Below are 11,538 nucleotides of genomic sequence, written 5' to 3' on the forward strand. Positions count from 1 at the left end.
TCCCCCGCCTGAACTCGGCAACAGCCGAGTTCAGCTCCTAAGGCCCGAGGCCGGATGTTTCCGGCCTCGGGCGGGAGAGGGTTCCATCGCGCTCAGCCGAAGCACATGCGACGGGTACTGCCCGCCTCACCCGGCCTTGGCAGCCAGCGCCTGCGCCACCTTCGAGGCCGGTGTGCGGCCCAAAGCGGCGGTAATCGCCCGGCCGGCGCTCGCGAGGGCGTCGAGGTCCACGCCGGTCTCCACGCCGAGGCCGTCGAGCATGTAGACGAGGTCCTCGGTGGCGAGGTTGCCCGAGGCGCCCTTGGCGTAGGGGCAGCCGCCGAGGCCGGCCACCGCCGCATCCACCGTGGCGATGCCCAGCTCCAGGCAGGCCAGCACATTGGCCAGCGCCTGCCCGTAGGTGTCGTGGAAATGCAGGGCGGTGCGCGCGACGCCGATCTGGTCCGCCACCGCCCGCGCCATGACCTTCGCCCTGTCCGGGGTGCCGACGCCGATGGTGTCGCCCAGCGAGACCTCGTAGCAGCCCATGGCGACGAGGCGCTCGGAGACCTCCACCACCTTGGCCACCGGCACCTCGCCCTGATAGGGGCAGCCGAGCACGCAGCTCACATAGCCGCGCACCGCCACGCCGTTTGCCTTCGCAAGATCGAGCACGGGCGCGAAGCGCTCCAGGCTCTCGGCGATGGAGCAGTTGATGTTTTTCTGGCTGAAGGCCTCGGACGCTGCGGCGAACACCGCCACCTCCTCCACGCCGGAGGCGAGCGCCAGCTCCAGCCCCTTCAGGTTGGGGGTGAGCACCGGATAGCGCACGCCGTCGCGCCGGTCGATCCGGGCCAGCACCTCGGCAGTGTCGGCCATCTGCGGCACCCATTTGGGCGAGACGAAGGAGCCGCTTTCGATCACTTTCAATCCGGCGCCGGCGAGGGCGTCGATCAACGCCACCTTGGCGGCGATGGGCACGAGGCCGGGCTCATTCTGGAGCCCGTCGCGCGGGCCCACCTCGACGATGCGCACCGATGCCGGGCGGGTCATCACGGGGGCTGCCATCACGCGTCCTCCAGAACCAGCAGCTCGGCGCCCTCGTCCACGAGGTCGCCCACGGCGAATTTCAGCGCCTTCACCTTGCCGTCGCGCGGGGCGGCGACGGTGTGCTCCATCTTCATGGCCTCCACCACCACCAGAGCGGCGCCCTTCGCCACCTCCTGGCCTTCCTCCACGGCGATGCGGATGATGGTGCCGGGCATGGGCGCGACGAGCCGGCCGGCGGTGCCGGTGGCGGCCTGGGAGGCGAGGCGCGGGTCGATGAACTCGACGCCGTATTCCCCGCCGCGCACGAACACGGTGAGGTGCGCGCCGCTGCGGATCACCCGCGCGGAGAGTGCCACGCCATCGAGCCGGGCGCGGATCGTGCCGTCAGCCTCGGCGTCGCCCTCCACGCTCATGTCGCCGCACGGCAGCGAGAGGATGAAGCCCGCGGGCCGGAAATGGGCACGCACGGTGATGCGCCGCTCGCGGTCGGCGAAGGTGAGGTCCACATGGGCGTCACGGTTCAGCCGCCAGCCCGGCGCGAGGCCCCAGGGCGACCAGGGGTCGGCCGCATCCACCGCCTCCGCCGACTGGCGCGCCTCCTCCTTCAGGATGGAGAGGGCGGCCAGCGCCAGCACCGTGTCGTCCACCGGCCGGGGCGGGGGCAGGAGCTGGTCCTGGTGGCGGGCGATGAAATTGGTGTCCAGCTCCGCCGCGGCGAAGGCGGGATGGGCGGCGATGGCTTTGAGGAACACCCGGTTGGTGGCAAGGCCCACCACCTCGGTGGCGGCGAGGGCGGCGTCCAGCCGGCGCACCGCCTCGGTGCGGTCGGCGCCGGAGACGATGATCTTGGCGATCATGGGATCGTAGTGGATGGAGACCGTGTCACCCGAGCGCACGCCCGTATCCACCCGCGTGCCCTGAAGGTGGGAGGGCAGCACCAGATGGTCGAGCCGGCCCACCTGCGGCAGGAAATCCCGCGCCGGGTCCTCGGCATAAAGGCGCACCTCGATGGCGTGGCCCTTGAGCGGGATGTCGGCCTGGGCGAGGGGCAGCGTCTCGCCCTCGGCCACGCGGATCTGCCACTCCACCAGGTCCTGCCCGGTGATGCTCTCGGTCACGGGATGCTCCACCTGCAGGCGGGTGTTCATCTCCATGAAGTAGAAATGCTCGCCCTCGGCGATGAATTCCACGGTGCCGGCGCCGCGATAACCCACCGCACGCGCCGCATCCACCGCGGCCTTGCCCATGGCGGCGCGGCGCTCCGCCGTCATGCCCGGGGCGGGGGCTTCCTCCACCACCTTCTGGTGACGGCGCTGGATGGAGCAGTCGCGCTCGTGGAGATAGACCGCATTGCCGTGGCTGTCAGCGAAAACCTGAACCTCGATGTGGCGCGGCGTGGTGAGATATTTCTCCACCAGCACCCGGTCGTCGCCGAAGGCGCTCTTGGCCTCGCGCTGGGCGGAAGCGAGGGCGTCGGGGAAGTCCTCCGCCGACCGCACCACCTTCATGCCCTTGCCGCCGCCGCCGGCGGAGGCCTTGATGAGCACCGGGAAGCCGATGCGCTCCGCCTCGCGGGCGAGGAGGCCCGCATCCTGGTCCTCGCCGTGATAGCCCGGCACCAGCGGCACGCCGGCCATGTCCATCAGCGCCTTGGCCGCGCTCTTGGAGCCCATGGCGCGGATGGCGGCGGCCGGCGGGCCGACGAAGACGATGCCGGCCTTTTCGCAGGCCTCGGCGAAGGCCGCGTTTTCCGACAGGAAGCCGTAGCCGGGATGGATGGCATCGGCGCCGCTCTTCCTCGCGGCGTCGAGGATGGCCTCGATGCGCAGGTAGCTGTCGCGGGCCGGCGCCGGGCCGATGGGGTAGGCCTCGTCGGCGGTGGCGACATGGAGCGCGTCGGCATCCGCCTGCGAATAGACGGCCACGGTGCGGATGCCCATGGCCTTGGCGGTGCGCATCACGCGCACGGCGATCTCGCCGCGATTGGCGACGAGCAGGGTGCGGATCGCTCGGGTCATGCGGCCCCCCAGGTCATGCGTTCCCCCATGTGGGTTTTCTTTTTTCGAGGAAGGCGGAAACGCCCTCGCGTCCGTCCGCGCTCGCGCGCTGGTCGGCGATGCGGCGGGCGGTATCCTGCATCACGGTCTGGTCGAAGGGCCGGTCCACGGCGGCGATCAGCGCCTTGGTGGCGGCCATGGCGCCGGGGCTCGCGGCCTTCAACGCCTTGAGATGCCGGGCGATGGCGGCGTCCAGCTCCTCGGCCGGCACCACTTCGTGAACGAGGCCGAGGGCGAGCGCGGTCTCGGCGGAAAAGCGCTCGGCGGTGAGGAAATAGCGCCGCGCCTGCCGCGCCCCCATGGCCCGCACCAGATAGGGGCTGATGACCGAGGGGATGAGGCCGATGCGCACCTCGGTGACGGCGAATTCCGCCTCCGGAACCGCCACCACGATATCGCTCGCGGCAATCAGCCCGGTGGCGCCGGCGAAGGCCGAGCCGTGCACCCGCACCAGGGTGGGCTTGGGGCACAGGTCGATGGTGCGCATGAGCGTTGCCAGCGCCATGGCGTCGGCAAGGTTCTCCTGCCGCGAATAGGTGGCCATGCGGCGCATCCAGTTGAGGTCACCGCCGGCGCAGAAAACGGGGCCGTTGGCCCGGAGCAGGACGGCGTAGACCTCCGGATCGACGGTGGCGGCGTCATAGGCGCGAGTGAGCGCGAGAATGAGCGCATCGTCGAAGGCGTTGCGCACGTCCGGCCGATCCAGGGTGATGATTGCGACGCCGTCCTCGACGGCGGTGTGAAGGCCGGTTTGAAGGCTCATGGGGTGTTCCTGGCTGGCCGCGCTGGCGTCCCCTCTCCCGCTTGCGGGGGAGGGTTAGGGTGGGGGCGGGACTTGGGCCGATGGATCAGGCGGTGCACGGTGGAGAGTGGCGCATTCTCCCTCCCCACCCCTCCCCCGCAAGCGGGAGAGGGAGCCCGCCGGGGGAAGGAAGGGGCGGTGCGCGAGCAGGGCAGCGCCATCACATGCGGAACACGCCGAAGCGTGTCTCCCGCTCGGGGGCATTGAGCGCGGCGGACAAAGCCAGCGCCAGCACCATGCGGGTGTCGGCGGGGTCGATGACGCCGTCGTCCCACAGCCGGGCCGAGGAGTAATAGGGGTGGCCCTGCACCTCGTACTGGGTGCGGATGGGCGCCTTGAACGCCTCCTCCTCGTCCGCCGACCACTTGCCGCCGCGGGCCTCGATGCCGTCGCGCTTCACCTGGGCGAGCACGCCGGCGGCCTGTTCGCCGCCCATCACTGAAATGCGGGCATTGGGCCACATCCACAGGAAGCGGGGATCGAAGGCGCGCCCACACATGCCGTAGTTTCCGGCGCCGAAGGAATTGCCGATCACCACCGTGAACTTGGGCACGCTGGCGCAGGACACGGCGGTGACGAACTTCGCCCCGTCCTTGGCGATGCCGCCCGATTCATACTTCCGCCCCACCATGAAGCCGGTGATGTTCTGCAGGAAGACGAGGGGAATATTGCGCTGGCAGCACAGTTCCACGAAGTGCGCCCCCTTCAGCGCGCTCTCGGAGAACAAAATACCGTTGTTGGCGACGATGCCCACCGGATAACCGAAGATGCGGGCAAAGCCGGTCACCAAAGTCTGGCCGTAGAGCGGCTTGAACTCGTCGAACTCGGAGCCGTCCACGATGCGGGCGATGATCTGCCTCACGTCGAACGGCTGCTTGGGATCGGCCGAGACGATGCCGTAGATGTCCCTGGTGTCGTAGAGCGGCGCGCGCGGCTCGCGGATGTCCAGCGAATGGGCCTTGGTGGTGTTGAGATCGGCGACGATGGAACGGGCGATGCCCAGCGCGTGGGCGTCGTTCTCGGCCATGTGGTCGGCGACGCCGGAGGTGCGGGTGTGCACGTCGGCCCCGCCCAGTTCCTCGGCGGTGACCACCTCGCCGGTGGCGGCCTTCACCAGAGGCGGGCCGCCGAGGAAGATGGTGGCCTGGTTCTTCACCATGATGGACTGGTCGGCCATGGCCGGCACGTAGGCGCCGCCCGCCGTGCACGAGCCCATGACCACCGCGATCTGCGGGATGCCCTCGGAAGACATGTTGGCCTGGTTGAAGAAGATGCGGCCGAAATGCTCGCGGTCGGGAAAGACCTCGTCCTGGTTCGGCAGGTTGGCGCCACCGGAATCCACCAGATAGATGCAGGGCAGGTGGTTTTCCCGCGCGATGGCCTGGGCCCGCAAATGCTTCTTCACCGTGACGGGATAATAGGTGCCGCCCTTCACGGTGGCGTCGTTGGCGACGATGACGCATTCGCGGCCCGAGACCCGGCCGATGCCGGTGATGATGCCGGCGGCCGGCACCTCGTCGCCATACATGCCGTGGGCGGCGAGCTGGGACAGCTCCAGGAACGGTGAGCCGGTATCGAGAAGGGTGCGGATGCGGTCCCGCGGCAGGAGCTTGCCGCGCTTCAGGTGGCGCTCGCGCGCCACTTCCCCGCCGCCCTCGGCGACGCGCTCCACCGTGGCGCGCAGGTCGGCGACGGAGGCCTCCAGGGCCTGACTGTTGCGACGGAAGGTGTCGGAGCGGCGGTCCACCGCGTCCTCAATGATCGCCATGAGCGCTCTCGCCCCCGAAAAGACTGGCCGGTGACCCCGGCACATCTGCTGCCGACCGAACGGAGAGGGACGCGCGCCCGTCGCCTTGATGGGCGGGCGGCGGGTGGGCGTGTCATCCTCCGGTGCCGGTCAGTGCCGGCTTAGAAACGATCGTACGTTTTTTTCTTGGGCGCGCAAGGGCCATGCGGCGTGAAAAGGGCTTTTACGCGCGGGCCGTCTTACGCGCGGACTGCCTTGGGCCGCGCGGCGCGCGGCTTGGCGCGCGTTCCGCCGTCGCGGGGCTGGGCGGTGACGGCCTCAAGCGGATTGGCTTCAAACGGCTTGGCGGCTGCCGCGCCGGGTCCCGTGGCGCCGTTCACCACCAGGCCGGTATAGATTTCCACCAGCTCGTCCTGGGAGAGGCGCCCGCCTGGACGGTACCACATGCAGATGCCGGTGAGCATGGAGATGATGGCGTAGGTGGCGACCTTGGGCTCGCGCACCTGGAACACACCGTCCTTGGCGCCCTGCCGCAGGATCTCTTCCAGCAGGCCCTCGTAGCGCCGGCGCAGGGCGACCACCACGGCGCGGTGCTCGTCCTCCAGGCTTCGGATCTCCATGTTGGCGATGAAGACATGGGCCATGCGCGTCATGTGGTAGCGCAAATGGAAGGCGGAGAAGGTCTTCAGCCGCGCCAGCGGGTCGGTGATGCCCGCAAGGTCCGCCTCGGCCTTGCCGAGCAGGTCCTCCATGTGGTCGCGCACGATGTCGAACAGCAGGTTCTGCTTGTTCTCGAAATATTTGTAGAGCGAGCCGGACTGCAGCCCCACCTCGGCGGCGAGCTGCCTGAGGCTCATGGCCTCGTAGCCGTGCTTGTAGATGAGCTTGACGCCCGCCTGGCGGATGGCTTCGGCGGTACGGGCGCCGTTGGAACCGATGGTGCGCGCCATGGCCTTCTGGAACTCTGGGCGCCCGGCCGCCGGGCGGTCGGGAGCAGGTGGGACGTTCGGATCGAGGATCCGGCCGGAGGGCGATTTTAGTCTGACGTGCGCCGCCCCTGCTCGGCAATGGCATCCTGCGACAAGAATTGCCGCTTGACCACAATAAAAAAGAACGCTTGATTGTTTCTTGAGCCCGGCAGAACGACCGGGCATGCGCCAAGCCAGCCGCATAAGCGGGGCGCGAAGAACCAAGGGAGACGCAGTCATGGCGACCGACAGGACGCGACATCAGTCCTTGTGCATCGAGATGGCGTGGGATGCCTGTCCGCTGTAGTGGACACAGCCGTCGGCATCCATGTGGCCGGTATCCCCGATGATGTAATAGGCGCTTCCGAACCTGAATCTGGCTTTCGTTGCGGCCTCGTCCTTCCTGTAGGCACGAAACCAGAAAAGCGGTGAGCGCCGGACGTGGATTGCCAGTATTCCTTCGGTGCCTACGCCCAGTTCTGCACCATTGTCGTCGAGTACGACCAGGGAAAAGCCGGGGGCGACCTGGCCGACGGAAACCCGGTTCAGGGAGCGGGGGTCATGCGGATCATGCTTCATGCCTATGATCATCCCCGCTTCGCGGTGTCCGTACTGGTTGATCAGGGGCACGCCGAGCTTCTGCGTCACCCAGGCGATGATGTCCCGAGGCAACGGCTCGCCGCCGACGGTCACCACGCGCAGCGCGAGCTGGTGCGACGCGGTGGTGGGATCGCCGCGCCACCAGGCCTTGATCTGGGAGGGTGCGGCGGTGAGGTTGGTGACACGGAATTTCGAAAGGACGCGATAGCCCTGCGAGACATCGTAGGGTCCATCGCAGAACAGGATGGAGCTGCCGATCAGGAGCGGGCCGACGAGACCGTAGAAGATCCCGTATTCCCAGCCCTGGTCGGTCATGTTCCAGAACACGTCCTCGTCCCGGACATCAAGCCCGAGACGCATATATTGCTCGATTGCGGCCAGGGCGCGGACGGGGGTGAGCAGGCCGTACCTGGGTTCGACCGTCTTTGTTGAATAGGTCATGATGAAAGGGTCGTCTGCCGCATAGGTCGCGGATTCGGCCAACGGCTCGGCCTCGTAGATCGATGACCAGAACTGGGTGACCCGGCCTTCTATGCGGTTGATGTGGTCCCCTTCCACGAGAAAGACCGGCGTTGACGGCTTGATGTATTTGCGGGCGCGCTCCACCAGCACCCGATTTGCAACGATGGCCTTGACGCCGCTCGACTCCAGGCGGGCGTTCACCGCCGAGGCGGAATAGGTGGAGAACAGCGGCATGTAGACGGCGCCGACCCGCCAGATGGCGAGCGCGGCGATGATTAGCTCGACGCCCTTGGGCAGCATGACGGCAACGCAATCGCCTTTCCTGATGCCGATGGTCGCCAATACACGGGCAAAGCGTGATGAATATTCGGCAAGCCTGCCAAAGCTCAGTTCCGAAGTCTGGCCCGAGACGGATTCATGGATCATGGCCGGATGCGAGCGCTTGCCGGGCAGATGCCGGTCGCAGAGCAGATGAGCGAGGGCAATGGCGTCTCCACGATACTCCGGCCGTTGGTACAGGCTCGGAACCGATGCGGCATCGGGTTCCGTCGCAGTTTCCGCCGGCATCGTGCCCGCGCGGCGGCCGAGGCTCAGGCAGAAGACGCCGAGCGTGTAGAGGCGGGTTGCCGGATCATAGGCGAGAAGGCCCTCGTGAACGAGCGTCGCAGCCAGGCGGTGGGTCGTGGGCTTCGACAGGCCGGTGCGCGCCATGAGATCGGCCAGCCGTGCGCCATGGGTCGGCGCGTCGGCCACCGCCCGCAGGACGGCAACGGCACGGGACAAGCTTTGAGCCCCCTTGGGGGAGGAAGAGTTGGGATCCAAAGGTGCAGTCATGTCTCATAATGTGAGACTAATAGGGGGTGTTGGCAATATTTTTTCGAAGTTGTCCGGATGCTCTTGAAACATTCGAGTTGCCGCTGGATAATGGTGATCAATAGCGTCTCACAATATGAGACAATGGCTCAGAGAAGCCGCCCCGTGTACGGGAATGAGGGAGGGGAATATGTCGCTACCAGCAGCTTCGGCTGGGGCTGATCCGGGCACGGCTGCCCTCTTGAGTATCGAGAACATCTCGCTCCGGTTCGGCGGCCTCAAGGCGCTGAGCGACGTGAGCTTCCATGTGCGCCATGGCGAGCTGTTCTCCATCATCGGGCCGAACGGCGCCGGCAAGACCTCCATGCTGAACTGCATCTCCGGGCGCTATACGCCCAGCGAGGGGCGGGTCGTGTTCGACGGTCAGGATGTGACGCGGCTGAAGCCCAACCGGCGCGCCGCCATCGGCATTGGTCGCACCTTCCAGAACCTCGCTCTGTTCAGCCACATGAGCGTGCTCGACAACATCATGGTCGGCCGCCACCATCTGTTGAAGAACAACTTCCTGACCGGCGCGCTCTACTGGATCGGCGGGGCGCAGAAGGAAGAGCTGGAGCATCGCCGCAAGGTGGAGGAGGTGATCGACTTCCTCGACATCCAGCATGTGCGCAAGGCCGCCGCCGGGACCCTTTCCTACGGCCTCCGGAAGCGCGTGGAGCTGGCCCGCGCGGTGGCGCTGGAGCCCAAGCTCATCCTTCTCGACGAGCCCATGGCGGGCATGAACCTGGAGGAGAAGGAGGACATGGCCCGCTACATCGTGGATCTCAACGAGGAGTGGGGCATGACCACCATCATGATCGAGCACGACATGGGAGTGGTGATGGACATTTCCCATCGCGTGATGGTGCTGGATTTCGGCCGGAAGCTGGTGGAGGGCGAGCCCGCGCAGGTGCTGGCCGATCCCCATGTGCGCAAGGCCTATCTGGGCGAGGAGGACCTCGACGACGCGGCGCCAGCCGCCATGACTGCGTGAGGCACGCCATGGCCGACGCGATCGCCGCTCCCCTCGCCGCTTATCCGGACGTTGCCGTCCACGACACCATGCCGAAGCTGCTGGCGCTCAACGCCCGCACCCACCCGAACGACACCTGGCTGCGCGAGAAGGACCTCGGCATCTGGATCTCTTACACTTGGGCGCAGGTGGCCGAGCGGGTGCGCAACATCACCCTCGGTCTCACCACGCTGGGTGTCGCCCGCGGCGACGTGGTGGGCCTCCTCGGCGACAACCGCCCCGAATGGCTGATGGGCGAGATCGCCACCCACGCGCTGGGCGGCATGAGCCTCGGCATCTATCGCGACGCCCTCGCCGACGAGGTGGCCTATCTCGTCACCTATGCCGACGTGGCGGTGGTGTTCGCCGAGGACGAGGAGCAGGTGGACAAGCTGCTCTCCCTTGAGGAGAAGATCCCCACCGTCCGCCACATCGTCTATTCGGACCCGCGCGGCATCCGCAAATACGACGACCCGCGCCTGATCTCGCTGAAGGATCTTGAAGCGCGTGGCGCGGCGGAGGCGGCGCGCGATCCCGCAGCCTATGAGCGGCTGGTGGCGCAGGGCAAGGGCGAGGATATCGCCATCCTGTGCACCACCTCGGGCACCACCTCCCATCCCAAGCTCGCCATGCTCGCGGGCGGCGCGTTGCTGCGCCACTGCCGGGCCTATCTGGACATGGACCCGCGCACCAGCGCCGACGAATATGTCAGCGTGCTCCAGATGCCGTGGATCATGGAGCAGATCTACGCCTTCGGTCAGTCGCTGATCTCCCGCATGAAGGTGAACTTCGTGGAGGAGCAGGAGACGCTCATGGCCGACATGCGCGAGATCGGCCCCTCCTTCGTGCTGTTCGCCCCCCGCGTGTGGGAGCAGATCGCCGCCGACGTGCGCTCGCGCATGATGGATTCCTCGGCGCTGAAGCGCGGCATGTTCGAGCTGGGCATGAAGCTGGGGCTCAAGGCGCTGGAGCAGGGCCGGCGCTCGCCTTTGGCGGACTTCATCCTGTTCCGCGCCCTGCGCGACCGGCTCGGCTTCTCGCACCTGAAGTCCGCCGCCACCGGCGGTGCGGCGCTGGGGCCGGACACCTTCCGCTTCTTCCTGGCGCTGGGCGTGCCCATGCGCCAGCTCTACGGCCAGACCGAGTTGCTCGGCGCCTATACGCTGCACAAGGCGGAAGACGTGGATTTCGACACCGTGGGCGTGCCCTTCGACGGGGTGGAGATCCGCATCGACGATCCCGACAAGAACGGGCTCGGCGAGGTGGTGACGCGCCACGCCAACGCCTTCACCGGCTATTTCCGCAATGACGAAGAGACCGCCAAGTCGTTCGTGGACGGCGGCTGGATGCGCACGGGCGATGCCGGCTTCTTCAACGCGCGTGGCCATCTCGTGGTCATCGACCGCGTCCGCGACATGGCGCAGACGGCGCAGGGCGACCGCTTCTCGCCGCAATATATCGAGAACAAGCTGAAGTTCTCGCCTTATGTGGCCGAGGCGGTGGTGCTGGGCGACGGGCGCGACAGCCTCGCCGCGCTCATCTGCATCCGCTTCTCCATCGTCTCCAAATGGGCGGAGAAGAACCGCATCTCCTTCACCACCTATACGGACCTCTCCGCGCGGCCCGAAGTCATCGCGCTGTTGCGCAAGGAGGTGGAGGCGGTGAACCGCACCCTGCCGGAGAAGCAGCGCATCGGCCGCTTCCTCCTGCTCTACAAGGAGCTGGACGCCGACGACGGCGAGCTGACGCGCACCCGCAAGGTGCGCCGCGGCGTCATCAACGAGCGCTACGGCCCCATCATCGACGCCATGTATGGGGGCGAGAAGGTGATCGACGTGGACACCACCATCACTTTCCAGGACGGCACGCGCCAGCGCATCAAGACGAAGCTCGACGTGATCGACCTCGGCGCGCCATCGCCCCGCAAGGACGACGGGAAGAGGAGGGCGGCGTGATGGGAATGAGCGCTCAAACCAAGGTTGCTCCCTCTCCCGCTTGCGGGGGAGGGG

General features: G+C 67.3%; 8 protein-coding genes. 2 read left to right on the top strand and 6 right to left on the bottom strand.

Annotated elements, in window-relative coordinates; translation table 11 throughout:
- Positions 1 to 126: 126 nt before the first annotated feature.
- The 6 genes from K9U40_RS19795 to K9U40_RS19820 form a co-directional block, all read right to left on the bottom strand.
- Complete coding sequence (locus K9U40_RS19795; RefSeq protein WP_282891844.1) at positions 127 to 1,032, bottom strand: hydroxymethylglutaryl-CoA lyase; 906 nt, start codon at positions 1,030 to 1,032, stop codon at positions 127 to 129.
- Positions 1,033 to 1,046: 14 nt separating this feature from the next.
- Positions 1,047 to 3,047 (bottom strand): acetyl/propionyl/methylcrotonyl-CoA carboxylase subunit alpha, encoded by a 2,001-nt coding sequence (locus K9U40_RS19800; RefSeq protein WP_282891838.1) that lies wholly within the window; start codon positions 3,045 to 3,047, stop codon positions 1,047 to 1,049.
- Positions 3,048 to 3,060: 13 nt separating this feature from the next.
- On the bottom strand, positions 3,061 to 3,849 hold the full coding sequence (locus K9U40_RS19805; protein WP_282891839.1) for an enoyl-CoA hydratase/isomerase family protein: 789 nt from the start codon (positions 3,847 to 3,849) through the stop codon (positions 3,061 to 3,063).
- 199 nt (positions 3,850 to 4,048) lie between these two features.
- Positions 4,049 to 5,656: a carboxyl transferase domain-containing protein gene (locus K9U40_RS19810; protein ID WP_282891840.1), complete on the bottom strand. Its 1,608-nt coding sequence runs from the start codon at positions 5,654 to 5,656 to the stop codon at positions 4,049 to 4,051.
- Positions 5,657 to 5,874: 218 nt separating this feature from the next.
- Positions 5,875 to 6,585 carry a TetR/AcrR family transcriptional regulator gene (locus tag K9U40_RS19815; protein ID WP_282891841.1) on the bottom strand — a complete coding sequence of 237 codons (711 nt, stop codon included), beginning with the start codon at positions 6,583 to 6,585 and terminating at the stop codon, positions 5,875 to 5,877.
- Positions 6,586 to 6,864: 279 nt separating this feature from the next.
- Positions 6,865 to 8,448 carry an AMP-binding protein gene (locus K9U40_RS19820; protein WP_282891842.1) on the bottom strand — a complete coding sequence of 528 codons (1,584 nt, stop codon included), beginning with the start codon at positions 8,446 to 8,448 and terminating at the stop codon, positions 6,865 to 6,867.
- Between the two features lie 220 nt (positions 8,449 to 8,668).
- Between K9U40_RS19820 and K9U40_RS19825 the strand changes: the two genes are divergently transcribed.
- Together K9U40_RS19825 and K9U40_RS19830 are read left to right on the top strand one after the other, a co-directional pair.
- Positions 8,669 to 9,511 carry an ABC transporter ATP-binding protein gene (locus K9U40_RS19825; RefSeq protein ID WP_414114899.1) on the top strand — a complete coding sequence of 281 codons (843 nt, stop codon included), beginning with the start codon at positions 8,669 to 8,671 and terminating at the stop codon, positions 9,509 to 9,511.
- An 8-nt stretch (positions 9,512 to 9,519) separates the two neighbouring features.
- Positions 9,520 to 11,484, top strand: a complete 1,965-nt coding sequence (locus tag K9U40_RS19830) for a long-chain fatty acid--CoA ligase (protein WP_282891843.1) — start codon at positions 9,520 to 9,522, stop codon at positions 11,482 to 11,484.
- Positions 11,485 to 11,538 lie beyond the last annotated feature (54 nt).

The sequence above is a fragment of the Xanthobacter autotrophicus genome (assembly GCF_030015065.1).
GTDB classification, from domain to species: domain Bacteria; phylum Pseudomonadota; class Alphaproteobacteria; order Rhizobiales; family Xanthobacteraceae; genus Xanthobacter; species Xanthobacter autotrophicus_D.

Coding starts and splice junctions, on each gene's coding strand:
- K9U40_RS19795 (WP_282891844.1), bottom strand. CDS start 1,032: ATGACCCGCCCGGCATCGGTGCGCATCGTCGAGGTGGGCCCGCGCGAC.
- K9U40_RS19800 (WP_282891838.1), bottom strand. CDS start 3,047: ATGACCCGAGCGATCCGCACCCTGCTCGTCGCCAATCGCGGCGAGATC.
- K9U40_RS19805 (WP_282891839.1), bottom strand. CDS start 3,849: ATGAGCCTTCAAACCGGCCTTCACACCGCCGTCGAGGACGGCGTCGCA.
- K9U40_RS19810 (WP_282891840.1), bottom strand. CDS start 5,656: ATGGCGATCATTGAGGACGCGGTGGACCGCCGCTCCGACACCTTCCGT.
- K9U40_RS19815 (WP_282891841.1), bottom strand. CDS start 6,585: ATGGCGCGCACCATCGGTTCCAACGGCGCCCGTACCGCCGAAGCCATC.
- K9U40_RS19825 (WP_414114899.1), top strand. CDS start 8,669: ATGTCGCTACCAGCAGCTTCGGCTGGGGCTGATCCGGGCACGGCTGCC.
- K9U40_RS19830 (WP_282891843.1), top strand. CDS start 9,520: ATGGCCGACGCGATCGCCGCTCCCCTCGCCGCTTATCCGGACGTTGCC.